This is a genomic window from Streptomyces sp. RPT161 (assembly GCF_027533845.1).
Taxonomy (GTDB): domain Bacteria; phylum Actinomycetota; class Actinomycetes; order Streptomycetales; family Streptomycetaceae; genus Streptantibioticus_A; species Streptantibioticus_A silvisoli_A.
Map to the genome: position 1 here is coordinate 99,366 of NZ_JAPZVN010000001.1, position 25,327 is coordinate 124,692.

The 25,327-nt window shown below is 69.8% G+C and carries 19 protein-coding genes; 15 read left to right on the forward strand and 4 right to left on the reverse strand.

Annotation, left to right across the window (positions count from 1 at the left end; translation table 11 throughout):
- Nucleotides 1–9: 9 nt before the first annotated feature.
- Nucleotides 10–2,637 (reverse strand): alpha-glucan family phosphorylase, encoded by a 2,628-nt coding sequence (glgP, locus tag O5O46_RS00390; protein WP_269853132.1) that lies wholly within the window; start codon nt 2,635–2,637, stop codon nt 10–12.
- A gap of 490 nt (nt 2,638–3,127) precedes the next feature.
- Here glgP and O5O46_RS00395 point away from each other — a divergent pair, with 490 nt between their 5' ends.
- The 5 genes from O5O46_RS00395 to O5O46_RS00415 all read left to right on the forward strand — a co-directional run bounded on the left by O5O46_RS00395 (nt 3,128) and on the right by O5O46_RS00415 (nt 11,510).
- Nucleotides 3,128–5,128, forward strand: coding sequence for an alpha-1,4-glucan--maltose-1-phosphate maltosyltransferase (locus tag O5O46_RS00395; protein ID WP_269853133.1), 2,001 nt, complete (start codon nt 3,128–3,130; stop codon nt 5,126–5,128).
- Nucleotides 5,125–6,840 (forward strand): maltose alpha-D-glucosyltransferase, encoded by a 1,716-nt coding sequence (gene treS, locus O5O46_RS00400; RefSeq protein ID WP_269853134.1) that lies wholly within the window; start codon nt 5,125–5,127, stop codon nt 6,838–6,840. Before O5O46_RS00395 ends, treS begins: the two co-directional genes overlap by 4 nt.
- Nucleotides 6,841–6,929: 89 nt before the next feature.
- Nucleotides 6,930–8,360, forward strand: coding sequence for a maltokinase N-terminal cap-like domain-containing protein (locus O5O46_RS00405; RefSeq protein WP_269853135.1), 1,431 nt, complete (start codon nt 6,930–6,932; stop codon nt 8,358–8,360).
- Between the two features lie 33 nt (nt 8,361–8,393).
- On the forward strand, nt 8,394–10,763 hold the full coding sequence (gene glgB, locus O5O46_RS00410; protein ID WP_269853136.1) for a 1,4-alpha-glucan branching enzyme: 2,370 nt from the start codon (nt 8,394–8,396) through the stop codon (nt 10,761–10,763).
- Nucleotides 10,764–10,955: 192 nt separating this feature from the next.
- Nucleotides 10,956–11,510, forward strand: a complete 555-nt coding sequence (locus O5O46_RS00415) for a helix-turn-helix domain-containing protein (protein WP_269853137.1) — start codon at nt 10,956–10,958, stop codon at nt 11,508–11,510.
- A 30-nt stretch (nt 11,511–11,540) separates the two neighbouring features.
- On the opposite strand, the gene O5O46_RS00420 is transcribed toward O5O46_RS00415, so the two are convergent.
- Complete coding sequence (locus O5O46_RS00420; RefSeq protein ID WP_269853138.1) at nt 11,541–13,136, reverse strand: MFS transporter; 1,596 nt, start codon at nt 13,134–13,136, stop codon at nt 11,541–11,543.
- A gap of 179 nt (nt 13,137–13,315) precedes the next feature.
- Here O5O46_RS00420 and O5O46_RS00425 point away from each other — a divergent pair, with 179 nt between their 5' ends.
- Nucleotides 13,316–13,915, forward strand: coding sequence for a TetR/AcrR family transcriptional regulator (locus O5O46_RS00425; protein ID WP_269853139.1), 600 nt, complete (start codon nt 13,316–13,318; stop codon nt 13,913–13,915).
- A 10-nt stretch (nt 13,916–13,925) separates the two neighbouring features.
- On the opposite strand, the gene O5O46_RS00430 is transcribed toward O5O46_RS00425, so the two are convergent.
- Nucleotides 13,926–15,272, reverse strand: coding sequence for a cation:dicarboxylate symporter family transporter (locus tag O5O46_RS00430; protein ID WP_269853140.1), 1,347 nt, complete (start codon nt 15,270–15,272; stop codon nt 13,926–13,928).
- Between the two features lie 280 nt (nt 15,273–15,552).
- Between O5O46_RS00430 and O5O46_RS00435 the strand changes: the two genes are divergently transcribed.
- The 9 genes from O5O46_RS00435 (at nt 15,553) to O5O46_RS00480 (ending at nt 24,227) form a co-directional block, all read left to right on the forward strand.
- Nucleotides 15,553–17,094, forward strand: a complete 1,542-nt coding sequence (locus tag O5O46_RS00435) for a sensor histidine kinase (RefSeq protein ID WP_269853141.1) — start codon at nt 15,553–15,555, stop codon at nt 17,092–17,094.
- Nucleotides 17,091–17,765 (forward strand): response regulator, encoded by a 675-nt coding sequence (locus tag O5O46_RS00440; RefSeq protein ID WP_269853142.1) that lies wholly within the window; start codon nt 17,091–17,093, stop codon nt 17,763–17,765. The genes O5O46_RS00435 and O5O46_RS00440 overlap by 4 nt, the downstream gene beginning before the upstream one ends.
- A gap of 452 nt (nt 17,766–18,217) precedes the next feature.
- On the forward strand, nt 18,218–19,078 hold the full coding sequence (locus tag O5O46_RS00445) for a helix-turn-helix domain-containing protein (RefSeq protein ID WP_269853143.1): 861 nt from the start codon (nt 18,218–18,220) through the stop codon (nt 19,076–19,078).
- Nucleotides 19,054–19,347, forward strand: a complete 294-nt coding sequence (locus O5O46_RS00450) for a DUF397 domain-containing protein (protein ID WP_269853144.1) — start codon at nt 19,054–19,056, stop codon at nt 19,345–19,347. Before O5O46_RS00445 ends, O5O46_RS00450 begins: the two co-directional genes overlap by 25 nt.
- A gap of 201 nt (nt 19,348–19,548) precedes the next feature.
- Nucleotides 19,549–20,571, forward strand: a complete 1,023-nt coding sequence (locus O5O46_RS00460) for a transcriptional regulator (protein WP_269853145.1) — start codon at nt 19,549–19,551, stop codon at nt 20,569–20,571.
- Between the two features lie 203 nt (nt 20,572–20,774).
- On the forward strand, nt 20,775–22,133 hold the full coding sequence (locus O5O46_RS00465) for an extracellular solute-binding protein (RefSeq protein ID WP_269853146.1): 1,359 nt from the start codon (nt 20,775–20,777) through the stop codon (nt 22,131–22,133).
- Entirely contained in the window at nt 22,130–22,996 is an 867-nt protein-coding gene (locus O5O46_RS00470; protein ID WP_269853147.1) for a carbohydrate ABC transporter permease, read from the forward strand. The genes O5O46_RS00465 and O5O46_RS00470 overlap by 4 nt, the downstream gene beginning before the upstream one ends.
- Before the next feature lie 66 nt (nt 22,997–23,062).
- Nucleotides 23,063–23,332 (forward strand): DUF1876 domain-containing protein, encoded by a 270-nt coding sequence (locus O5O46_RS00475; RefSeq protein WP_269853148.1) that lies wholly within the window; start codon nt 23,063–23,065, stop codon nt 23,330–23,332.
- Nucleotides 23,333–23,378: 46 nt separating this feature from the next.
- On the forward strand, nt 23,379–24,227 hold the full coding sequence (locus tag O5O46_RS00480; RefSeq protein WP_269853149.1) for a carbohydrate ABC transporter permease: 849 nt from the start codon (nt 23,379–23,381) through the stop codon (nt 24,225–24,227).
- An 11-nt stretch (nt 24,228–24,238) separates the two neighbouring features.
- On the opposite strand, the gene O5O46_RS00485 is transcribed toward O5O46_RS00480, so the two are convergent.
- Nucleotides 24,239–25,264: an ATP-dependent 6-phosphofructokinase gene (locus O5O46_RS00485; protein WP_269853150.1), complete on the reverse strand. Its 1,026-nt coding sequence runs from the start codon at nt 25,262–25,264 to the stop codon at nt 24,239–24,241.
- Between the last annotated feature and the right edge of the window lie 63 nt (nt 25,265–25,327).

A 25,327-nucleotide genomic window follows, 5' to 3' on the forward strand; every position in this document is an offset into this window, starting at 1 on the left:
GGCAGCGGGCTACCGCAGAACTCCCGCGGTCATCCCCTCGGCCTCCGCCGGGACGGCGATCAGCCCGAGCTCGGCGGCGGACGCCAACAGCGGATGTGCCGGGAGGACCCGCACGGTGTACCCGAAGGGCCCACTGCGGTCCAGCGCCAGCGGCCCCTCGAACAGCCAGCGGCCCTCCAGGTCGGGGCGGCCCGCCGGTTTGAGGGAGACCACCGACGCGTCGGCGATCCGGTCGGAGTCATCCACCCGGCCGGAGACCACCTGGACATCCACGTCCGTCGGGTCGAGATCGCCGAGCGCCACCCGTACCCGCAGTGCCAGCGCGGAACCCAGCTCGACGGTGCCGCCCGCGAAGCCGGTCTCCACGTGGTCGATGGCCACCCGGGCCCACTGCTCGCGCACCCGGGCCTTCCAGACGCTGAGGTCCCGCGCCGCCTGAGCGCTCACCGTACGGTGGGCGGCGGCGGCGGGCGCGTACAGCTTCTCCACGTACTCCCGCACCATGCGCCCGGCGAGGACCTTGGGGCCCAGGGTCACCAGGGTGTGCCGGACCATCTCGATCCAGCGGCGCGGCAGCCCGGCGCCGTCGGTGTCGTAGAAGCGCGGTGCGACCTGTGTCTCGATCAGGTCGTACAGTGCCGCCGCCTCGATGTCGTCCCGGCGGTCAGGATCCTCACCGGATGCGTCGTCCGCGGTCGGGATGGCCCAGCCGTTGTTGCCGTCGAACCACTCGTCCCACCAGCCGTCCAGCACGGACAGGTTGAGGCAGCCGTTGAGCGCGGCCTTCATTCCCGACGTCCCGCACGCCTCAAGTGGCCGCAGCGGGTTGTTCAGCCAGACGTCGCACCCCGGGTAGAGGCGCTGGGCCATCGCCATGCCGTAGTCGGGCAGGAAGACGATGCGGTGCCGTACCTTCGCGTCGTCGGCGAACCGGACGAGTTCCTGCACCAGGCGCTTGCCGCTGTCATCTGCCGGGTGCGCCTTGCCCGCGACCACGATCTGCACCGGCCGCTCCGGATGCAGCAGCAGTTCGGTGAGCCGCTCCTTGTCGCGCAGCATCAGGGTGAGCCGCTTGTAGGAGGGCACCCGGCGGGCGAACCCGATGGTGAGCACATCGGGGTCCAACACCTCGTCGGTCCAGCCGAGTTCGAGGTCCCCGGCGCCGCGCTGGCGCCAGGAGGCCCGCAGTCTGGCCCGTACCTCCTCGACCAACTGCTCGCGCAGGCCGCGCCGCACCTCCCAGATCGCCGCGTCGGGGATGTTGGCCACCGAGTCCCAGCTCTGCGAACCGCCGACCGCCAGGGCGTCCTCGGTGCGCTGTACGCCGACCTGGTGGGCGCCGAGCCGGAAGACCTCGGGAGCGACCCAGGTGGGCGCGTGCACCCCGTTGGTGATGGACCGGATCGGCACCTCCTCGGGGTCGAATCCCGGCCACAACCCGGCGAACATCTGGCGGCTCACCGCACCGTGCAGGGTGCTCACCCCGTTGGCGCGCTGGGCGAGCCGCAGGCCCATCACGGCCATGTTGAACACGCCGGGGTCACCGCCCGGGTAGTTCTCCCGGCCCAGGTCGAGCACCCGGTCCAGGTCGACGCCGGGCAGTTCGCCGCCGTCGCCGAAGTGGCGGCCGATCAGGTCGAGGGCGAACCGGTCGATCCCGGCGGGCACCGGGGTGTGGGTGGTGAAGACGGTTCCGGCGCGCACCGCCTCCAGCGCCGCGTCGAACTCCAACCCTTCCGGCCCGTCGTGGAGTTCACGGATCCGCTCCAGGCCGAGGAATCCGGCATGTCCCTCGTTGGTGTGGAACACCTCCGGCTCCGGATGGCCGGTGAGCCGGCAGTAGGTCCGCACCGCGCGCACCCCGCCGATGCCCAGCAGCATCTCCTGGAGCAGCCGGTGTTCGCTGCCACCTCCGTAGAGCCGGTCGGTGACCTCGCGTTCGCTCTGGTTGTTCTCCTCCACGTCGGAGTCGAGCAGCAGCAGCGGCACCCGGCCGACCCGCGCCTTCCAGATGCGGGCGCGCAGTGACCGCCCGCCGGGCAGCGCGAGGGTGACCAGGGCGGGGCTGCCGTTCGCCTCGCACAGCGCGGTCAGCGGGAGTTCGTGCGGATCGAGTACCGGGTAGTGCTCCTGCTGCCATCCCTCGCGGGACAGCGACTGCCGGAAGTACCCGTGCCGGTACAGCAGCCCGACGCCGATCAGCGGCACGCCGAGGTCACTGGCGGCCTTGAGGTGGTCACCGGCCAGGATGCCCAGTCCTCCAGAGTACTGCGGCAGTGCTGCGGTGATACCGAACTCGGGTGAGAAGTAGGCAATGGCGGACGGGAGTTCAATGCCTTGCGCGCTCTGGTACCAGCGCGGATTGGTCAGGTAGTCGGAGAGGTCCTCGGCGGCGGCGGTAAGCCGCCGCAGGAAGCGGCGGTCCTCGGCCAGCGCCTCCAGCCGCTGCGCCGGTACCGCGCCCAGCAGCCGCACCGGGTCGCCGCCCGCGGCCCGCCATCCGCCGGGGTCGACGGACTGCAGCAGCTCACGGGTCTCCTGGTGCCAGGACCAGCGGAGGTTCTGGGCCAGCTCGCCGAGCGGGCGCAGGGGTTCGGGGAGGACCGTACGGACGGTGAATCGACGGATAGCCTTCACGGTACGACGGTAGCGGCGCGGCGGCCGGTTTCACCCGAAGTCCGCTTTCCTTGGCGAGGATCCCCGGGATCCTTTGCGTTACCGGCGTGTCAGGGGTTTGGCCGATTCCCTTCCCCCAGGGTCCCTTGTACAGGACGATTTCCTACGTAAGGCTTCCCTGTGCACCCGCGGTGCTCCCCGGGGGTGTACGGCACCACCGTTTCAGCCTAACGGCCCTGACACGTCATCTGCCCGCTCCTCCCAGGTCAACGACTCGTCACCGCTTCACCCCTTCGTACGAGCGTCCTCGGTCCGAAAGATGGTGTTCATCAGGAGCCTCCGGGAAGGCTTCCAGGACGCCCCGCACCCTGTTACCCCGTCAGGTCTCGTCATTCCAACCGAGTGAACGCGCACAGGAGCGGCCATGCGCACGAGTGCACAGTCCAGGGAGCAGATACAAAAGGCAATGGGGGCACCAAGAAAACGTAACGAGGCAAGTCCAGGTGAGTACATGATCGGCCGTATCCCCGTACTGGATCTCCGCCCGCTCGTGGACTGCGGCAGGCGTCCCGCGAAGGCCGTGGTGGGCGAGCCCTTCCAGGTCAGCGCCACGGTCTTCCGCGAAGGCCATGACGCGGTCGCCGCCAACGTGGTGCTGCGGGACGCGGCCGGGCGCTCCGGCCCCTGGACCCCGATGCGTGAACTCGCCCCGGGCACCGACCGCTGGGGCGCCGAGGTCACCCCGACGGCCGAGGGCCGCTGGACGTACACCGTGGAGGCCTGGTCCGATCCGGTGAGCACCTGGCGGCACAACGCGCGGATCAAGGTTCCGGCCGGGATCGACACCGAGCTCGTGCTCGCCGAGGGCGCCGCGCTGCACGAGCGCGCGGCGGCCGGGGTGCCGAAGAAGGACGGCCGCTCGGTGGTGCTGGAGGCGGTGGACGCGCTGCGGGACGGCAAGCACACCGCCGAGGAGCGGCTGGCCGCCGCCCTGGCCGCGGAGGTCGTGGCGGTGCTGGACCGGTTCCCGCTGCGTGAGCTGGTCAGCGCGTCGCGGCCGATGCCGCTTCAGGTGGAGCGCACCCGGGCGCTGTTCGGCTCCTGGTACGAGTTCTTCCCGCGCTCGGAGGGAGCGGTGCTGCGCGAGGGCATGCCGCCGCGGTCGGGGACGCTGCGCTCCGCGGCCGAGCGGCTGCCGGCGATCGCCGCGATGGGGTTCGACGTGGTGTACCTGCCGCCGATCCATCCGATCGGCACCGCGTTCCGCAAGGGCCCCAACAACGCGCTGACCGCGGGGCCGTATGACGTCGGCTCGCCCTGGGCGATCGGCTCACCCGACGGCGGGCATGACGCCGTCCATCCGGATCTGGGCACCCTCGACGATTTCGACGCCTTCGTGGCCAGGGCCAGGCAACTGCGGCTTGAGGTGGCGCTCGACTTCGCGTTGCAGTGCTCTCCCGATCATCCCTGGGTCGACAAGCACCCCGAATGGTTCGCGCACCGTATCGACGGCTCGATCGCCTATGCGGAGAACCCCCCCAAGAAGTACCAGGACATCTATCCGCTGGCATTTGACACGGATATGCGCGGTCTCACCAGGGAGACCCTGCGGGTGCTGCGGCACTGGATGGACCACGGCGTGCGGATCTTCCGGGTGGACAATCCGCACACCAAGCCGGTGGAGTTCTGGGAAAGGGTGATCGCGGAGATCAACCGCACGGATCCGGACGTGATCTTCCTGGCCGAGGCGTTCACCCGCCCCGCCATGATGCACACCCTGGCCGCGATCGGCTTCCAGCAGTCGTACACATATTTCACCTGGCGCAACACCAAGGAGGAAATCACCGAGTACCTGACCGAGTTGAGCGGGGACGCCGCCGCCTACATGCGCCCCAATCTGTTCGTCAACACCCCCGACATCCTCAACGCCTACCTCCAGCACGGTGGGCGCCCGGCCTTCGAGGTCCGGGCGGTGCTGGCCGCCACGCTCTCCCCGTCCTGGGGCGTCTACTCCGGCTACGAACTGTGCGAGAGCACCCCGGTGCGCGAGGGCAGCGAGGAGTACCTGGACTCGGAGAAGTACCAACTGCGCCCGCGCGACTGGGCACGCGCCGAGAGCGAGGGCCGCTCCATCGCCCCGCTGATCACCCACCTCAACCGGCTGCGGCGGCGCCACCCCGCCCTGCAGTACCTGCGGAACCTTCGGTTCCATGCTTCCGACAACGACGCGATCATCGTGTACTCCAAGCGGGCGCGAACGCCGGAGGGCACACACGACACCATTGTGGTGGTCGTCAACCTCGACCCGTACCACACCCGTGAGGCGACCGTTTCGTTGAACATGCCGGATCTCGGCCTCGACTGGCACGAGACCGTCCCGGTGCGCGATGAGCTCACCGGTGAGAACTACCAATGGGGCAGGGACAACTATGTGCGCCTGGAACCGGGCTCCCGCCCCGCGCACGTGCTGTCCCTGCGACCGTCCTCAACGATCGGAGGGTCACCCAATTGACAGTCAACGAACCCGTCCAGGACACCTTCGAGGACACGCCCGCCAAGGACCGTGACCCCGACTGGTTCAAGCGCGCGGTCTTCTACGAGGTGCTGGTCCGCTCCTTCCAGGACAGCAACGGCGACGGCATCGGCGACCTGAAGGGCCTCACGGCCAAACTGGACTACCTCCAGTGGCTCGGGGTCGACTGCCTGTGGTTGCCGCCGTTCTTCGCCTCGCCGCTGCGTGACGGGGGGTACGACGTCTCCGACTACACCGCCGTGCTGCCCGAGTTCGGTGACCTCGCCGACTTCGTGGAGTTCGTCGACGCCGCACACCAGCGCGGCATGCGCGTCATCATCGACTTCGTCATGAACCACACCAGCGACCAGCACCCGTGGTTCCAGGCCTCCCGTACCGACCCGGACGGTCCGTACGGCGACTACTACGTCTGGGCCGACGACGACAAGGAGTACCAGGACGCGCGGATCATCTTCGTCGACACCGAGACCTCCAACTGGACCTTCGACCCGGTGCGCAAGCAGTACTTCTGGCACCGCTTCTTCTCCCACCAGCCGGACCTCAACTACGAGAACCCGCGGGTGCAGGAGGAGATGATCGCGGGCCTCCGGTTCTGGCTGGACCTGGGCATCGACGGCTTCCGCCTCGACGCGGTCCCGTACCTGTACGCCGAGGAGGGCACCAACTGCGAGAACCTCCCGGCCACCCACCAGTTCCTCAAGCGGGTGCGGGCCGAGATCGACGCCCAGTACCCGGACACCGTGCTGCTGGCCGAGGCCAACCAGTGGCCGGAGGACGTGGTCGACTACTTCGGCGACTTCCCCAGCGGCGGGGACGAGTGCCACATGGCGTTCCACTTCCCCGTCATGCCGCGGATCTTCATGGCGGTGCGCCGTGAGTCCCGCTACCCGGTCTCGGAAATCCTGGCCAAGACGCCGGAGATCCCGGCGAACTGCCAGTGGGGCATCTTCCTGCGCAACCACGACGAGTTGACGCTGGAGATGGTCACCGACGAGGAACGCGACTACATGTACGCGGAGTACGCCAAGGACCCGCGGATGCGCGCGAACATCGGCATCCGGCGGCGGCTGGCGACCCTGCTGGACAACGACCGCAACCAGATCGAGCTGTTCACCGCCCTGCTGCTGTCGCTGCCCGGCTCGCCGATCCTCTACTACGGCGACGAGATCGGGATGGGCGACAACATCTGGCTGGGCGACCGCGACGCGGTGCGCACCCCGATGCAGTGGACCCCGGACCGCAACGCGGGCTTCTCGTCCTGCGACCCAGGACGCCTCTACCTTCCGACGATCATGGACCCGGTCTACGGTTACCAGGTCACCAACGTCGAAGCCCAGATGAGCAGCCCGAGTTCGCTGCTGCACTGGACCCGCCGGATGATCGAGATCCGAAAGCAGAACCCCGCCTTCGGACTCGGCTCCTACACCGAACTGGCGTCGAGCAACCCGGCGGTACTGGCCTTCCTGCGCGAGGCGCCCTCCACGGAGGGGCAGCGCGACGACATCGTGCTGTGTGTGAACAACTTCTCGCGGTTCCCGCAACCCACTGAACTGGACCTGAAGACGTGGGAAGGACGCCACCCGGTCGAGCTGATCGGCGGCGTCCGCTTCCCGGCCATCGGCGAACTCCCCTACCTGCTCACCCTTGCGGGGCACGGCTTCTACTGGTTCCGGCTACGCCGCGACGTGTAGTGCGGGTGGAGTTCGCGGTGGGTTCGATGCGGGGTCGAGTCCCCGGTCCCCCAAGGGATTCGGGGGCGCGCCCCCGAGGAAAGGACGCCATGTCGGATACCTCGCGGCTCCGCCCTCCGGTCACCACCGACACCGCCGTAAGGGCGCGGGACCCGCTCGCGCCCACCGAGCTGCTGCGGTCGCTGACGCCGCTGTTGCGCGAATGGCTGCCGCGGCAGCGGTGGTTCGCCGGCAAGGGACGGCCGATCTCCGGGTTCGCCCTGGTCAGCGCGGTGGAGTTGCTGCCGCTTGACGGGCGGCTCGGCGGCACGGGCCTGCTGCATCTGCTGCTCGACGTCCAGCAGCCCGGCGTGCCGCCGGACTGCTACCAACTGGTGCTCGGCACCCGGCGGTTGCTGCCGCCCGCGCTGGCCCCGGCGCTGGTCGGCCATGCCGGCGTCGGCCCGTTGACCGGGCTGACGGTGTACGAGGCGCTGTACGACGCCCGGCTGGCCACCCTGCTGCTGGAGCGGCTGCGTACCCCCGGCCGTACCGGGCCGCTGCGGTTCTCCGCGGAGTCCGGCGTCTCGATCCCCTCCGGGCTGCCGCCCAGGCTGTCCGGCATCGAGCAGTCCAACTCCTCGGTGGTCTACGGAGATACGTTTATCCTCAAGCTATTTCGCCGGGTCTCCCCCGGCACCAACCCCGACCTGGAACTCTCCCTCGCACTGGCCCGCGGCGGGTCGGCCAGGGTCGCCGCGCCGGTGGCCTGGGTGGAGGCACTGGGGCTGCACGAGGAGCCCGCCACGCTGGGGGTGCTGCAACGCTATCTGCCCGGCTGCGCCGACGGCTGGCAGTTGGCGCTGGCCGCGGTGGCCGCCGGTGAGGACTTCACCGGGCCCGCCCATGCGCTGGGCGCGGCCACCGCCGAGGTGCACACCGCGCTGGCGGGCGCGCTGCCCGGGGCGGTCCTGCGCCGCCCGCAGATCCGTTTGCTGGCCGGTGCGATGACCGACCGGCTGGACGCGACGGCGGCCGCCGTACCAGCGCTGGCCCGCTATGCCGAGGGACTGCGCGGCGCCTTCCGCGATCTGGACCGGCTCTCCTCCTCCGGGGTGGAGTTGCCCGCCCAGCGGATCCACGGCGATCTGCACCTCGGCCAGGCGCTGTACACCGCCGAACAGGGCTGGGTGCTGATCGACTTCGAGGGCGAGCCGGCCCGCCCGCTCGCCGAACGGCGCCGTCCGCAGCCCTTCGTCCAGGACATCGCGGGCATGCTGCGGTCCTTCGACTACGCGGCCCGGCACCGCGATCCGGCCGCGCCGGACGCCGCCGACTGGGCCGAGCGGCATCGCGCCGCCTACTGCGCCGGCTACGCGGAGCGCTCGGGGCACGATCCACGGGACGCCCAGGTGCTGCTGCGCGCGTACGAGACCGACAAGGCCGTGTACGAGGTGCTGTACGAGGCCCGGCACCGCCCCGAGTGGCTGCCCATCCCGATGGCCGCGATCCAGCGACTCAGCCAGCCCGCCGCACGCTGACCCCAACCCATCGCCGATCAGGAGGACTCGACCGTGATTCCCCGCGACCCCTCGCGCCCGTCCCCCGGGGAGACAGCATCCGTTGTACCGGCCACCTTCCTCGCGTACGCCCCGGGCAACCAACCCGAGGCCGCCGCCCGCGGCTACACCCCCGGCAACCGCCCACCCGCCTCCGGCACCGCCCCCCGCCGCAGGCCGCCCACGCCCGTGCCCCCGGCCGCCCCGGCGCCCGTGCGCACTCCCGCCGCACACCCCGTGCCTTCGGCGACGACGGACAGCCCACCTGACCCCGGTGAGGTGGACCGACTGCTCGCCGGTGCGCACCACGACCCGCACGCGCTGCTGGGCGCGCACCGCACCGAGGGCGGGATCGTGGTGCGGGTGCTGCGACCGTACGCGCGGGCGGTGGCGGTGCTGTTCCAGGAGTCGCGGATCGAGCTGCGGTCGGAGGGCCGGGGGCTGTTCAGCGCGCTGCTGCCGCTGCCGGAGATCCCGCACTACCGGCTGCTGGTGACGTACGACGACGGCGCGCACGAGGTCGAGGACGGCTACCGGCTGCTGCCGTCGCTGGGCGAGCTGGATCTGCACCTGATCGGCGAGGGACGGCACGAGGAGTTGTGGCGGGCGCTGGGCTCACGGGTGATGACCCACCAGGGCGTGACCGGAACCCGGTTCGCGGTGTGGGCGCCGAACGCGCGCGGCGTGCAGGTGGTCGGCGACTTCAACTACTGGGACGGCACCGGCCATCCGATGCGCTCGCTGGGCGCCACGGGGGTGTGGGAGCTGTTCGTGCCCGGGATCGGCGAGGGCACGCTCTACAAGTTCCGGATCGCCACCCCGGACGGCGGGCGGGTGGTCAAGGCCGACCCGATGGCCCGGCGCACCGAGGCGCCGCCCGCCACCGCGTCGGTGGTGGAGGTCTCCCGCCACACCTGGCACGACCAGGAGTGGCTGGCCCACCGTGCCGCCCGCCCGGTGCACCAAGCGCCGTTCTCGGTCTACGAGGTCCACCTGCCGTCCTGGCGGCCGGGCCTGTCCTACCGCGAACTGGCCGAGCAACTCCCGGCGTACGTGAAGGACTTGGGCTTCACGCATGTGGAGCTGATGCCGATCGCCGAGCATCCGTTCGGCGGCTCGTGGGGCTACCAGGTCACCTCGTACTATGCCCCCACCGCCCGGCTCGGTACGCCGGACGACTTCCGGTACCTGGTGGACGCGTTGCACCAGGCCGGGATCGGCGTGCTGATGGACTGGGTGCCCGCGCACTTCCCGAAGGACGACTGGGCGCTGGCCCGGTTCGACGGCACCCCGCTGTACGAGCCGGACGACCCGCGCCGCGCCGAGCACCCGGACTGGGGCACGCTGGAGTTCGACTTCGGCCGGACCGAGGTGCGCAACTTCCTGGTGGCCAACGCGGTGTACTGGCTTGAGGAGTTCCACATCGACGGGCTGCGGGTGGACGCGGTGGCCTCGATGCTCTACCTCGACTACTCGCGCGAGGACGGGCAGTGGTCGCCCAACGCCTTCGGCGGCCGGGAGAACCTGGACGCGGTGGCGTTCCTCCAGGAGATGAACGCCACCGTCTACCGCCGCTGCCCGGGCATCGTCACCGTCGCCGAGGAGTCCACCGCCTGGGACGGGGTGACCCGGCCGACCGATGCGGGCGGACTGGGCTTCGGCCTGAAGTGGAACATGGGGTGGATGCACGACACGCTGCGCTACCTCTCCCATGAGCCGGTGCACCGCAGGTACCACCACGGCGACATGACGTTCGCCATGGTCTACGCGTACTCCGAGAACTACGTGCTGCCGATCTCGCACGACGAGGTGGTGCACGGCAAGCGCGCGCTGGTCGCCAAGTCGCCCGGTGACTGGTGGCAGCAACGTGCCACCCACCGGGCCTATCTGGGCTTCATGTGGGCGCATCCGGGCAAGCAACTGCTTTTCATGGGGCAGGAGTTCGCGCAGGGCGCGGAGTGGTCGCACGACTCCGGCCCCGACTGGTGGCTCACGGACCCCGAGTACAGCGCGGCCGGCGACCACATCGGGGTACGGGACCTGGTGCGCGACCTGAACACGTGCTACCGGGCCACTCCGGCGTTGTGGCAGTTGGACACCGATCCCGCGGGATTCGCCTGGATCGACGGAAACGCCGCGGACGACAACGTGCTGTCGTTCGTGCGCTACGACACCGACGGGCGCCCGCTGGTCTGCGTCAGCAACTTCTCGCCGGTCGTGCGCCATGACTACAAGATCGACTTCCCGTCCGGGCACGACGGCTGGCGCGAGGTGCTGAACACGGACGGCATGGCGTACGGAGGCAGCGGGGTCGGCAACGCCGCCGCGGTCTCCGGGGCGTTGACGCTGCCGCCACTGGCCACGGTGTGGTTGCGACCCGTATGAACCTCTGAGAACTGTGGTCGGTTTTCGGCCATGATTCGGCAGAACATACGGTGCGTCACGGGCGGTAGTCGGTCGTACGCTGACCGAGTGCCGCCTCCCTTCGATCCTGCCTCCGCAAGGCGTCTTCGTCAGCAACTTGGAATGTCGCACGCCCATGTTTCCCATGGAATGTGGGCGTCATACGGCCTGCGCGTGCTGCCCGACATGGTGTTGGCCTGGGAACGGGGCCAGCTTCTCCCCAGCGAACAGGAACTGACCGCGCTGGCCGCCGCGTTGTGGTGCGCGCCCGCGGACCTGCTCGGGGCGCCCACCACCTTGCGCGAGTACCGCTGGTCGCGCGGGCTGGCGTTGGAGGACGTCGCGTTCGCGGTGGGCCTGCGGCCCAAGGAGTACGCGCGACTGGAGGACCGCAACCGCTGGACCGGCGACGCCCGCCGGACGGCGGCCCTGGCCGAGGTGCTGGGTCTCAGCCAGGCCCAACTGGTGGCCGTGACCGGCCGCGCCGAGAAGCTGGCCGAATACCTGCGTTCAGCGGCCTCGGTCCGCTGGCAGCCCTATGTGAAGCCGGTGAGCGCGATGGTCACGCTACCGCGCGAACGCATAGAGCACGCGCTCAGCCAACTCCACGAGCAGTACCAGTCGTTGATGACCTCCACCCTGAGCTGGAGCGAGACCGCTTCCCCGGAGGACAAGGGCGCGCCGTTCCTGGCGCAGATCCTGGACCACTTCTGGCAACTGGTCGAGTAGCCCCTTCGGGGGGCAAGCCCCCCGAAGCCGCTACCCCCGCACCTCTTCCAGCTCCCGCTCCGCGGCGGTGTCAGCCGCCACCGCCGCCCGGCGGCGAAGCGGCAGCAGAACCGCTACGAGAACCGTGCCGACGCCCAGCACGACAGCCCCCACCAGGCTGGTGTGCGCGACCGCGTCGGAGAACGCTCCCCGCACCGCGTGCGCCATGGCCGCGGCCTGCTGCGGCCCGGCCTGGGCCGCCACCTTCTGCGCGACGGCGAGCCCGGCGCCCACCGAGTCCTGCGCCGCGGACAGCGCCGCCGACGGCAGCTTGCCGCGCACCGCGTCGGCCAGATGCGAGGAGTACGAACCGGACAGCACCGACCCCAGGATGGCGATCCCCAGCGACCCGCCGAGCTCCAGCGAGGTGTCGTTCACCGCGCCGCCCACACCCAGCTCGGACTCCGGGAACGCCCCCATGATCGCGTCGGTGCACGGCGAGAGGCTCAGCCCGATCGCCAACCCGAGCACCACCAGCGGCACCACCAGGTCCGAGTACGAGGACCCGGCGTCCACCCGGGTCAGCAGCGCCAGCGCCACCGTGCCACCGACCATGCCCGCGGTGACCGTCACCTTCATGCCGAGCCGCGGCGTCAGCACACCGGTCAGCGCCGCACCCACGAACACCGCACCGGCCAGCGGCAGCATCCGTACCCCGGTGTCCAACGGGCTGTAGCCGAGCACGAACTGCAGATGCTGGGTGAGGAAGTAGAAGGCCCCGAAGACGGCCAGGAAGAACAGCGCCACGGCGAGGTTGGAACCCGCGAAGCCGCGGTCGCGGTAGCGCCGCACGTCCAGCACCGGACGCGGATGCCGCAACTCCCAGAGCACGAAGGCGATCAGGCCGACCGCGGCGATGACGGCGGCGGTGATCGCCGCGGTACCCCAACCGAAGTGCGGCCCCTCGATGATCATGTAGACCAGCGCGCCGAGCGAGACGACCGACAGCAGCCCGCCGACCACGTCGATCCGCCCCTGGTGCGCCGCCCGGGACGGCGGCACCAGCACCAGCGCGCCGACCATCGCGACGACCACGACCGGAACGTTGATCAGGAACGTCGAGGACCAGCTGTGGTTCTGCAGCAGCACTCCCGCGACCAGCGGACCGACCGCGATGGCCAGTCCGGCGGTCGCCGTCCACATGGTGATGGCCTTGGCCCGCTCGGCCTTGGGGAAGGTCGCGGCCAGCAGCGACAGCGTGGCGGGCATGATCATGGCCGCCCCGACGCCCATCACGGCGCGCGCCGTGATCACTCCGGAGGCACTGTGCACCAGCGACCCGGCGACGGACGCCGCGCCGAAGACCGCGAGCCCGAGCAGCAGCGCGCCCCGGCGGCTGTACTTGTCGCCGATGGCGCCCAGCAGCAGCATCAGCGCCGCGTACGGCACGGTGTAGGCGTCGATCACCCACTGCAGGTCCGAGCTGGTCAGGCCGAGGTCCGCCGTCATGTCGGGGGCCGCGACGGTGAGCGAGGTGTTCGCCATCACGATGATCAGCAGGCTCAGGCACAGCACCAGCAGTGCCCACCACCGGCGGGCGTACGGCCGGCCCGCGGAGTCAACCGGTTCGGTCAGGACAAGGCGCACGGCACTCCCCCTTCAGGATCTTGCACAGCGCTGTGCAATTACACAGCCATGTGCAAGTTACGTCATTGCACAGCGATGTGCAAAATGAACGGAGGACCGACACCCGTAGGATTCGCGGACACCCGCTCGCAGGGGGCGTTCGCAGGGACGTTCGTGCGGCATCCCAGGAAGGAACCAGCATGACCGGCCGAGCCGACGCCAACCGCCGCCGTCTGATGGACGTCGCGCTCGCCGAGCTGCTGCGCGACCCGGACGCCAGCATGGACCAGATCGCCCGCGCCGCGGGCGTGGTCCGCCGCACCGTCTACGGACACTTCCCCAGTCGCGACGCGCTGATCAGCGCGCTGACCGACGACGCCGCCGAGGCGGTGGCCGCCGCGCACGCCGCCGCACAGGAGGGTGTAGAGGACCCCGCCGAGGCGCTGACCCGCAGCATCCTCGCCGTGTGGAGGATCGCCGACCGCTACCGCCTGCTGGTCGCGCTCGCGCAGCGGAGCGTGACCATGGAGGGCATCCGGCGGCGGTTGGCACCGGTCCGCCGCTCCTGCGCGGAGTTGCTGCAACGCGGCCTGGACCAAGGGGTGTTCAGCTCACCACTGCCCGCGGAGGCGCTCGCCTACGTCCACGAGCAGGTGCTGTTCGGGCTGATGGAGGCGGTCAACGACGGCGCCCTGCCGCCGCGGCGGGCGGGCAGCGCCGCCGCCGTCACCGCCCTGACGGCCGCGGGCGTGCCCGCCGAGCGCGCCGCGCGGCTGGCGGACACCGTCACCGTTCCGTAGCCCGGCCGGATCACACCGCCACGGGCCGCTTCGCGCCCTCGGAGCCCAACGGCTCGCCGTCACCCAACACCTGCTCGTCGAAGGGCAGTCGGCCGTCGAGCACCGCCCGCGCGCGGTCCCGGTCGAACTCCTTGGTCAACGTGCCGATGACCACCGTCGCGACGGCGTTGCCCGCGAAGTTCGTCAACGCCCGTGCCTCGCTCATGAACCGGTCGATGCCGACGATCAGCCCGACGCCGTCCACCAGGTCAGGACGGTGCGACTGGAGTCCGCCGGCCAGGGTGGCCAGGCCCGCGCCGGTGACACCGGCCGCGCCCTTGGAGGCGATCACCATGAACACCAGCAGCGAGATCTGCTGCCCCAGCGCCAGCGGCTTGCCGAGCGCGTCCGCGACGAACAGCGAGGACATCGTCAGATAGATCGCGGTGCCGTCGAGGTTGAACGAGTAGCCGGTCGGGACGGTGATGCCGACCACCGGGCGGCTGACGCCCAGGTGCTCCATCTTCGCGATCAGCCTCGGCAGCGCCGACTCCGACGAGGAGGTCGACAGGATCAGCAGCAACTCCCTGGCCAGATACCGCAGCAGGGAGAACACGCTCACCCCGCAGACCAGCCGCAGCACCGTGCCGAGCACGACGAGCACGAACAGCAGACACGTCGCGTAGAAGCCGACCATGATCACGGCCAGCGCCTTGAGCGCCCCGGCACCGGTGGCGCCGACCACCGCCGCCATCGCACCGAACGCCCCGACCGGCGCCGCCCACATGATCATCGACAGCACCCGGAAGACCAGCTTCTGAAGCTGCCCGATGCCGCGCAGCAGCGGCTCCCCCGCGGTGCCCATCGCCTGTAGGGCGAAGCCGACCAGCAGCGCCACCAGCAGCGTCTGGAGCACCTGCCCGGTGGTGAACGCGGACATCAGCGTCTTGGGGATGATCCCGAGGACGAAGTCCGTACCGCCCTCCACGGACCCCGCGGCCTGACCGTGCCCGGCGGCCTTCGCCGCGGCGGTCAGATGCAGACCGCTGCCCGGGTGCAGGAAGTTGCCGACCACCAGCCCGATGGCCAGCGCCACAGAGGACATCACCACGAAGTAGCCGAGTGCCAGGCCGCCCACCGCGCCGACCTTCGCCGCCTTACGTACCGAGCCGATGCCCAGCACGATGGTGCAGAAGATGACCGGCGAGATCATCATCGTGATCAGGCTGACGAAGCCGGTGCCGAGCGGCTTCAGTTCCCTGGCCGCGCCCGGGGCGGCCAGGCCCAGCGCGATCCCGGCCAGCACCGCCGCGATGACGGCGAGGTACAGGTAGTGGGTCCGGTCCCGGCGCGGGCGCGCGGGCGTCGGCTCTGCCATCGTTTCCTCCTGAGGTACCACCGGCGTCCCGACCGGTCGGTTCCGGCGACTATGCGTGGCCGACGTGACGGCGGTCACGTTTACGTTCATAGAGTTCACGCGACCTGTGCACACTGGCCCCATGCCGATAGCCCGCCGCCCCGGAATGCCCTCCACCGGGCGAGGGTGTCCAGGTGCGAAGCCCTCGGAAAGGGGGCACCTGGGAGCGAAGCCCCCGGAGGAGAACTCCCGGACCCCGCGCGGGAGGCGCGCCCGCAGTCTGGCCGGTCAGCTGTTCGCCATGCAGGTCGTCGTGGTCGCCGTGGTCCTGGTCTGCTGCGCGGCACTCGCGTACACGTACGCCCAGCGGCAGGCCGAGGACGACGCGCGGGACAAGGTGACCGCCACCGCCCGCGCCATCGCCGACTCTCCGTTGCTGCGCACCGCCGTGCACACCGCGAACCCCACCGCCGTGCTCCAGCCGTACGCCGAGCGGGTCCGCGAGGACACCGGCGTCACCTTCATCACGATCATGAACCCGGCCGGTGTCCGCTGGACCCATCCCGACCCCCGCCGGATCGGCGGGCACTTCCTCGGCGACACCGCGCCCGCGCTGCGCGGCCACACGTTCACCGAGACGCACACCGGCACCCTCGGCCGCTCGGTCCGGGTGGTGACCCCGGTCGAGGACGGCGGCAGGGTGACCGCCCTGGTCAGCGTGGGCATAACGGTCTCCACCATCAGCAGCGAGGTGCGCGGCCACCTCGCCGCGCTGATCGGCGTGGCGCTGGCCGCGCTCGCGGTGGGCGGCGCGGGCACGTACGTCGTCAACCGGCGGCTGCGACGGCACACCCACGGCCTGGGCGCCGAGGGCCTGAGCCGGATGTACGACTACCACCAGGCGACACTGCACGCGGTGCGCGAGGGGCTGGTGCTGCTGGACGCCGAGCGGCGCATCGCCCTGTGCAACGACGCCGCCCGGGAGTTGCTGGGCCTGTCGCACGAGGCGGTCGGACGGTACGTGTCCGAACTGGGCCTGCCCCCGTCCCTGACCGGGGCGCTGCTGGCCGCGGAGCCCCGGGTGGACGAACTGCACCTCACCGCCGACCGGGTGGTGGTGGTCAACACCCAGCCGGTGAGCGGCGGGGAGCAGCGCGGCACCGTGGTCACCCTGCGCGACCACACCGACCTTCAGGCGCTCGCCGGAGAACTGGACAACCAGCGGGGCTTCACCGAGGCGCTGCGTTCCCAGGCCCACGAGGCGGCGAACCGCCTGCACACCGTCGTCTCGCTGATCGAACTGGGCCGGGTGGACGAAGCGGTCGAATTCGCCACCGCCGAACTGGAGTTGGCCCAGGCTCTCACCGACCGGGTGGTCGCGGCGGTCGCCGAGCCGGTGCTGGCCGCGCTGCTGCTCGGCAAGGCGGCGGAGGCCAGCGAACGGGGTGTGGAGTTCCGCGTCTCCGACGACACCCACATCACGGAAGACCTTCCGCTGAGCCCCCGCGATCTGGTCACCATTCTCGGCAACCTGATCGACAACGCGTTGGACGCGGCCGTCGACGGTGCGGCGGCCCGCCGCCCCTACGTCGAGGTCGCCGCCCGGCTGGACGGCGGCGAGTTGCTGCTGCGGGTCGCGGACTCCGGCAGCGGAGTGGACCCCGGGGCGCTGCCCGCGGTGTTCCGGCGCGGCTGGAGCACCAAGGGCGAGCCCGGCCACGGAATCGGCCTCGCCCTGGTCGAGCAGGCCGCCCGCCGTTGCGGCGGTACGGTCCGGGTCGACCGCGGGGTGGGCGCGGTGTTCACGGTACGGCTGCCGGTACGGGAGGCTGCCCGATCATGATCCGGGTACTGGTGGTGGAGGACGACCCGGTGGCGGCGAGCGCACACCGGATGTACGTGGAGCGGCTGCCGGGCTTCGAGGTGGCAGCCGTCGCGCACTCCGGCGCCCAGGCGATGCGGTTCCTCGACCGGGACGCCGTTGACCTGATCCTTCTCGACCTGCACCTGCCGGACGGCCACGGACTGCAACTCATACGCTCGCTGCGCGCCGCGGGACACACGGCCGACGTGATCGCGGTGACCTCGGCGCGCGACCTGGACGTCGTCCGGCAGGCGGTCTCGGTGGGCGTGGTCCAGTACCTTCTCAAGCCCTTCACGTTCCCCGCGCTGCGCGACCGGATGGAGCGCTGGTCCCGCTTCCGCGACGGGCTGTCAGGCGGTGGCAAGGCGACCGGCCAGGACGAAGTGGACCGCGCCCTGTCCGTACTGCGCGGCAGCTCGGAGGCGGCCACGCTGCCGAAGGGGCTGAGCGCCCCGACCTTGGACTCGGTGACCCGCGCACTGCGCGACGCCGGCAGCCTGTCAGCGGGCCAGGCCGCCGCGGCGGTCGGCGTCTCCCGCATCACGGCCCGCCGCTATCTGGAACACCTGGTGGGCACGGGACAGGCGGTACGCAGCCCGCAGTACGGTCAGGTCGGTCGCCCGGAACTGTGCTACCGGCTGTCGCCGTGAGATGTGCGGCCCGACGGTGCCGTCGGGCCAGCACGCGGCAGTCTGTCGCCCGGCTGAGGTCCCCGGTGCGGCGGGCATCCTCCTCGGCGGCGCGCAGCCGCTCGCACTCCGCGCAGTCACTCACCGTCCCCACGCGTTGACCTCCGCCACGCGCGCCCGCAGTTCCTCCATCGGCTCGGCCGCACGCACATCCACGTGCCGCGCGCTCCAGGGCGCCCCACCACCCGCCGGCCGCAGACTCACCCGCCCGGCATTCATCCCGAGCACCACGCCGACCCGGCCTGTCCTCAAATCCCGCACTACGGCCCCTACTTCGAGCACCTGTGATTCGCCTTCCCGCTCGTTCGTGTTCCGAGCATCGCGGCGTAGCGCTACGCTCACCAGGGGTAACCGCTTCAAGCGCCCCTCGCCATCTGGAGCTTGAAAGCCCCTGAAACGAAGGACGACGACGGATGGCCGCACCAAAGGAACTCGACCCAACGGTCTCCTTGGCCGCCTTGCTGGGCAAGAAGCTCCGCAAGCACCGGGAGCGGCTGGGTTGGACCCAGCGCGAGGTGGGCACCCGGCTCAACTACTCCCACAACCGCATCGCGCAAGTGGAGTTGGGGACGGATCCGCCGACCTGGGACATGTGCGTGGCGCTGGACGCTGCGCTGGGCGCGGGCGGTGAACTCACGGAACTGTGGGAACACATGGTCCGCGAGCGGGCACGGGAGAAGTTCCCGGACTACGTCCAGAAGTTCATGCTTCTGGAAGCGAAGGCCACCAAGATCTTCTGGTACTCCCCGCAGATCGTTCCTGGAGTGATGCAGACCGAGGCGTACGCACGCGCGGCACTGCGCAAGGGGCTGCCCCGCGCCTCGCAGGAGGAGATCGAAGAGAAGGTGGCGGCTCGAATGAGCCGTCAGCAACTGTTGCGGAAGACACCTCCCCCATTTCTGTGGACCGTTCTCGACGAGGCCGTCATCCGGCGACAGGTCGGCGGCCCACACGCCATGTACGACCAACTGGCTCGCATCGCCGAGTTGGCGGAATCCCCCGACGCCACAGTCCAGGTCATGCCGTTCACCCACGGCGAGTACGCGATCATGGGCGGCTCGCTCGCCCTACTGTCCTTCGCTGACGGCCCAGATGTGGCCTATCTGGAGGGCGTCGGCCCAGGAGTCCTCGAAGAGGAACCGGATCAAGTGACGGCGCGCTCACTGACTTACGATCACGCTCGGATCCAAGCGTTGCCGCCGGATGCTTCGCTGACTCTGATCAAGACTGCGATGGAGGAGTGCTACGCATGCCCACGCCACGACCCGATCTGAGCGGCGCCATATGGCGCAAATCCACCTACACCAATAACGAAGGCGGCGCGTGCGTCGAAATAGCCGAAGGATTCCCAGGCGCCGCCTCGTGGCGCAAGTCCACATACAGCAACGGTCAAGACGGCTCCTGCGTGGAGGTTGCCGACAGCGCAACCGGTCTCGTACCCGTCCGGGATTCGAAAGACCCCCAGGGCCCAGTCCTGGTCTTCACCGCAGAGGCATGGACGGCCTTCATATCGGCCGTCAGAGCAGGCTTCCCCGCTGTCTAGCCGGTGGTCGTCCGGTCTTCGCCAGTGGTGGTCGGTGCCGATGACGCAGATGCCTCACTCGGGACGTAGCCGAGTGCCTCCGTCCAGAACTCAGCCGCACGCGCCACGTCCGAGACGCCCAGACGACTGATCCGACTCTCAACATGCGCCGGTTCTCACGGATAGCGCCGCACCGTCGCACTGCTCCCAAGGAGGTAGGACATGGACCCATCCCGGCGCAGCGTCCTCGGCGCGGGTTTGTTCTCTGTCGCCCTCACCGTGCCGGGTTGGCAGGACGTGGTCGGCCGCATGGAAGCCATCCAAACCGGCCATACGCAACGCATCGGAATGCCCGAAGTCGAGATAGTCATAGCAATGACCGAGCGGGTGTCCGAACTGGACGACCAGTTCGGTGGACGGCACGCGCGCCCCATGGCCGCCGCGTTTCTCGTGAATACCGTCGCGCCCTACCTACGGGCAGACGCTCCCGACCACGTTCGCAAAGCGATGCTGTCCGCCGCCTCGGATCTGTGCTACCTCACCGGATACATGGCGGTGGACGAAGGCGTTCACGGCCTCGCGCAGCAGTACTACCTGAAGGCGCTGGAACTCGCCGGGGCGTCGGAAGACCGTCTGACCTACTGCACCACGCTGCGCGGAATGAGCGTCCAAGCAGTCGACTTGGGGCACGGGCGAGAGGCGATGCGACTGGCGGACGCGGCTGCCGCCGCGTCCCCGCAGGCCGGCCCCAGGATGCGCGCCTTCCTCGCGGGCCAGCAGGCCCACTCCGCCGCGCAGATCGGTGACCGCCGCAGCGCCCTCATGTACCTCCGGGAGGCGGAAGTGGCCATGGAAAAGGCGGAATCCAGGGAAAAGGCCTTCGGCTCGTACGACCCCGCTGCTCTGAACTACCACACAAGTCAAGTCCGGTACGAATTGGGCGACATGCACGGCGCCGTCGAAGCGATGCGGCAATCCGACAGGTTGCGGTATGACGTCTACCGCCGCACCCGAGTGAAGGAACGCGCCCTCCTCGCCGAACGCCAATTCGCGATCGGTCATTTGGAAGCCGCTTGCGCCACATGGCATCTGGTCCTTGACGACTACCCCCTGGTCCAGTCCGGACGAGCGGACCAGCGAATCCGAACGATGCACCAACTGATCCGCCCCCACCTGAAAAACCCCGCCGCCCGCGAACTGCACGACCGCGCCCGGCTCATCACCCCAACCTCACTGCTGGCTTGACGGACGCCGTCACCCCGTGGATCAAAGCAACGAGCGGTCCGCGCCTGATAACTCACTTGAGGGCCACCGGATGCCCCAAACCCTCACACCTGTAAGCCGGTTGGCCCGCGTACGCGCCCATTGACCCGCCCCCGACCGGCATTTACCGTCACGGGCAACCCGCAGCATCCCCTTCCGTCCGCGTGCCGAAGGAGGACTTGCCCATGCGCCGTGCCCGTTACGTCGCCGCGGCGGCAGCCGCAGCCCTGGCCGCCACCGCCCTCAGCTCTTGCGGCAGTTCCACCGAGCCCAAGAACACCATCAAGGTCGCCTACCAGCGTGTGCCCGATGACAACGTTCGCATCATGGACAACTATCTCGGGCTGGTGAAGGGCCAGTTCGAGAAGGCGAACCCCGGCAAGCACGTCCAGCTGATCCCGATCACCGCGGCGGAGAACGACTACTACGCCAAGTTGCAGCAGATGATGCGGTCCCCCAAGACCGCTCCCGACCTGGTCTACGAGGACACGTTCCTGATCAACTCGGACATCAAGGCGGGATATCTGCGGCCACTGGACGGATATATCTCCAGCTGGCCCGCGTGGAACCAGTTCGTGGACACCGCGAAGGCCGCCGCCAGAGCCCAGGACGGCAGGACGTACGGGGTCCCGGACGGCACCGACACCCGTGGGCTGTGGTTCAACAAGGACATCTTCACGAAGGCGGGGCTGCCCACCGACTGGCAGCCGAAGGACTGGAACGACATCCTCACCGCCGCCCGTACGGTCAAGGCCAAGGTCCCCGGGGTCATCCCGCTCAACCTCTACACCGGGAAGGCTCCGGGTGAGGCGGCCGTGATGCAGGGGTTCGAGATGCTCGCCTACGGGACGGGCGCGGATCCGCTGTACGACCCGCAGACCCAGAAGTGGGTCCGGTCGAGCAAGGGCTTCTCCGACGCGCTGGACTTCGTACGGACCGTGTACACGGAGAAGCTCGGGCCGGACATCTCCGATGCCCTTGATCCCAACATCCAGCCGGTGGTCGGGACGGAGTGGATCCCGTCCGGCAAGCTCGCCATCGACCTCGACGGTTCGTGGCTGGGGAACAACTGGATCAAGACCGGCGGCAAGCCCTGGCCGCAGTGGTCGCAGGTGATGGGCACCGCCGCCATGCCGACGCAGAACGGGCAGGCACCCGGCGAGGTCAGCATGTCCGGCGGGTGGACCTGGGCCATCCCGGCCAGGGCCCAACACCCGGACATCGCCTGGGACTTCATCAGGACGCTGCAGAGCGAGCCGAACGCGGCCGAGTACGACATCCGCAGCGCGAACATCGCGGTCCGCAAGGATGTGGCCGCCGACCACGGCTATCTGAGCTCGATGCCGGGCATCGGCTTCTTCACCAAGCTGGTGCGGTACACCCACTACCGCCCGGCCCTGCCCGCGTATCCGCAGGTGTCCACCGCCATCGGCGCGGCGATGGAGGCGGTCTCCACCGGCCAGTCCTCGACGGCCGCCGCCGCCAGGGCGTACGACCAGCAGTTGTCGTCGATCACGGCCGGGGCCGTGGAGACCGCGCGGTGAGCCGAGCCCGACGCACCGTGGTGCGGGGGCTGCCCGTGCTGCCGTCCGTGATCCTGCTGGTGCTGTTCCTGGCCGGGCCCATCGCGTACTGCGCGTACATAGCCTTCACCGACATGCGGTTGACCGGTGCGTCGGGCACGCACTTCGTCGGGCTGGCCAACTTCCGGCAGGCCTTCTCCGACGCGGGTTTCCGCAACGCGGTGCTGCTGACCCTGCTGTTCACCGTGCTGTCCTCGATCGTCGGGCAGAACACGCTGGGGCTCGGCCTGGCGGCCGTGATGCGCCGCGCCTCCCGGCCGGTGCGCACCGTCACCGGGGGCGTGGTGATCGCCGCGTGGGTGCTGCCGGAGATCGTGGCGGCGTTCCTGCTGTACGCGTTCTTCCGGCGCGAGGGCACGCTGAACGCGATCCTCGGCTGGCTCCATCTGCCCAGCCAGAACTGGCTCTTCACGCTGCCGATCCTGGCCGTCTCGCTGGCCAACGTCTGGCGCGGCACCGCGTTCTCGATGCTGGTGTACTCCGCCGCGCTGGCCGAGATCCCCCAGGACGTCGCCGAGCAGGCGCAGGTGGACGGGGCGAGCGCGGCGCAGCGGATGTGGCATGTGACGCTGCCGATGATCCGCCGGTCGATCGGCACCAATCTGATGCTCAACACCCTGCAGACCCTGTCCGTCTTCGGCCTGGTGTGGGCGATGACGCGCGGCGGCCCCGGGGACCGCAGCCAGACGCTGCCGCTGTTCATGTACGAGAAGGCGTTCCAGGACAGCCTGATCGGCTACGGCACGGCGGTGGCGCTGCTGCTCCTGGTGGTGGGGGCGCTGTTCTCGGTGGTGTATCTGCGGCTGCTCAGGACGGAGGTCTGATGGAAGCTTCCCGGCATGCGCCCGTGGGGGCCGCGAGTGACCATGGAGTGGGAGAGGAGGATCGCCATGGCGGACAAGGCCCTCACCATCGAGATCAGCATCAACGAGGTCCAGCCGATCACCCAGGCCGAGGCACACCTGAGCGGTTTCGGCAGTTCGGAGCTGGTCGGCCGGGGGACGGCGCGCTGCAACCCGGGCGACGAGAACATCCCGGACATCGGCGACGAGCTGGCCACCGCTCGCGCGCTGAACGACCTGACCCACCAACTGATGCACAGCGCGACCATGGACATCGAGGCCCATACGAACCGGCGGGTGGACCAGCTGAGGATCTGACCGCTGGGGTAGCGGCACGGCACACCGCCCGAGCGGGGGCACCGCGATGACCGCCGGGCGGCGCGGGAGAGGGCCGCGCCGTGTCCGTCACCGGCTGGCCGCCGACGCGGCGCTGGTGTTGGTGGCCGTCGCGTTCGCCGTTCCGCTGGTCTGGCTGGCGCTCGCCTCGGTGGACCCGCAGGCTGGGCTGCGGGTGCATGTGCCGTCGTCGCCGACGACCGGCAACTTCTCGGCGGTGCTCACCGACGAGATCACCTTCACCCCGATGCTGAACAGCCTGATCCTCTGCGGCGGCGCCACCGCGCTCACCGTGGCGTGCGCGATCCTGGCCGCCTATCCGCTGTCCCGGTACCGGTCCCGGCTGAACCGTCCGTTCATGCTCACGGTCCTCTTCTCGACCTGCCTGCCGATCACCGCGATCATGATTCCGGTCTACGGCCTGTTCGTTCAGGTCAACCTGATCGACACCATGTACGGGACGATCCTGTTCCTGGCCACCACCCAACTGCCGTTCTGCATCTGGCTGATGAAGAACTTCATGGACGGTGTGCCGAGCGTCCTTGAGGAGGCGGCATGGACTGACGGTGCGTCATTCCCGCAGACACTGCTGCGCGTTGTGCTGCCGCTGATGGGGCCGGGGGTCACGGTGGTGACGGTCTTCAGCTTCGTCGCCATGTGGGGGAACTTCTTCGTCCCGTTCATGCTGCTGCTCTCGCCGGACAAGATGCCCGCATCGGTGACGATCTTCTCCTTCTTCGGCAGCTACGGAACGGTGGAGTACGGCCAGCTCGCCGCCTTCTCGATCCTGTACTCGCTTCCCGTGGTGCTGCTGTACGCGCTGATCTCGCGTCGGCTCGGTGGCGGCTTCGCGCTCGGCGGGGCGGTCAAGGGGTAGTCCGGCGCGGGTCAGAAGACCGACTCGGCCTCGCGGATGCGGTCGTCGGGTACCCGCTTGAGTTCGGTGATGGCGTCCTTGAGCGGCACCATCTCGATGCTGGTGCCGCGCAGCGCGGTCATGTGGCCGAACGCGCCCTCGTGCGCCGCCTGCACGGCGTGCCAGCCGAACCGGGTGGCCAGCACCCTGTCGTACGCGGTGGGCACACCGCCGCGCTGGACGTGGCCGAGGATGACCGGCCGGGCCTCCTTGCCGAGCCGGAAGGCGAGTTCCTCGGCGAGCCGGGTGCCGATGCCCATGAAACGCTCGTGCCCGTACGCGTCGATCTCGCCGTAGCCGTAGGCCATGGTGCCCTGGATCGGATGGGCGCCCTCGGCGACGCAGATGACGGCGAACTTCTTGCCGCGGGCGAACCGCTCCTCGACCATGGCGACCAGGTCGGCGGGATCGAACGGGCGCTCCGGAACGCAGATGCCGTGCGCACCGCCCGCCATGCCGGACTCCAGGGCGATCCAGCCCGCGTGGCGGCCCATCACCTCGACCACCATCACCCGCTGATGGGACTCGGCGGTGGTCTTGAGCCGGTCGATGGCCTCGGTGGCGACCATGACGGCGGTGTCGAAGCCGAAGGTCCGGTCGGTGGCCGAGATGTCGTTGTCGATCGTCTTGGGCACACCGACCACCGGCATCCCGGCGTCGGCGAGCATCCGGGCCGCGGTCAGGGTGCCCTCGCCGCCGATCGGGATGAGCACGTCGATGCCGTACTTGCGGCACAGCGCGTCGGCGTTGTCGGCGGCCTCGTGCAGCCGGGCCCGCTCCAGCCGGGCGGAGCCGAGGATGGTGCCGCCGCGGGCCAGGATGCCGCTGACCGCGTTGAGGTCCAGTGGGCGGTAGCGGCCCTCCAGCAGTCCCTTGAAGCCGTCCTCGAAGCCGATCACCTCGTCGCCGTGCCCGGTGAGTCCGCGGTGCACGACCGACCGGATCACGGCGTTCAGCCCCGGGCAGTCACCGCCGGCGGTGAGGACTCCGATGCGCATCGCGGTCAATCTCCTGTGTCGGGGGCGGCCGTTCGGAACTGTGAGCCAGGGGGTCACAGTGGG

Bases quoted from the DNA above. Each gene is read 5' to 3' on its own strand.
- O5O46_RS00395 (WP_269853133.1), top strand. From the start codon at position 3,128: ATGATCGGCCGTATCCCCGTACTGGATCTCCGCCCGCTCGTGGACTGC.
- O5O46_RS00405 (WP_269853135.1), top strand. From the start codon at position 6,930: ATGTCGGATACCTCGCGGCTCCGCCCTCCGGTCACCACCGACACCGCC.
- O5O46_RS00425 (WP_269853139.1), top strand. From the start codon at position 13,316: ATGACCGGCCGAGCCGACGCCAACCGCCGCCGTCTGATGGACGTCGCG.
- O5O46_RS00430 (WP_269853140.1), bottom strand. From the start codon at position 15,272: ATGGCAGAGCCGACGCCCGCGCGCCCGCGCCGGGACCGGACCCACTAC.
- O5O46_RS00435 (WP_269853141.1), top strand. From the start codon at position 15,553: ATGCAGGTCGTCGTGGTCGCCGTGGTCCTGGTCTGCTGCGCGGCACTC.
- O5O46_RS00440 (WP_269853142.1), top strand. From the start codon at position 17,091: ATGATCCGGGTACTGGTGGTGGAGGACGACCCGGTGGCGGCGAGCGCA.
- O5O46_RS00445 (WP_269853143.1), top strand. From the start codon at position 18,218: ATGGCCGCACCAAAGGAACTCGACCCAACGGTCTCCTTGGCCGCCTTG.
- O5O46_RS00450 (WP_269853144.1), top strand. From the start codon at position 19,054: ATGCCCACGCCACGACCCGATCTGAGCGGCGCCATATGGCGCAAATCC.
- O5O46_RS00460 (WP_269853145.1), top strand. From the start codon at position 19,549: ATGGACCCATCCCGGCGCAGCGTCCTCGGCGCGGGTTTGTTCTCTGTC.
- O5O46_RS00465 (WP_269853146.1), top strand. From the start codon at position 20,775: ATGCGCCGTGCCCGTTACGTCGCCGCGGCGGCAGCCGCAGCCCTGGCC.
- O5O46_RS00475 (WP_269853148.1), top strand. From the start codon at position 23,063: ATGGCGGACAAGGCCCTCACCATCGAGATCAGCATCAACGAGGTCCAG.
- O5O46_RS00480 (WP_269853149.1), top strand. From the start codon at position 23,379: ATGACCGCCGGGCGGCGCGGGAGAGGGCCGCGCCGTGTCCGTCACCGG.
- O5O46_RS00485 (WP_269853150.1), bottom strand. From the start codon at position 25,264: ATGCGCATCGGAGTCCTCACCGCCGGCGGTGACTGCCCGGGGCTGAAC.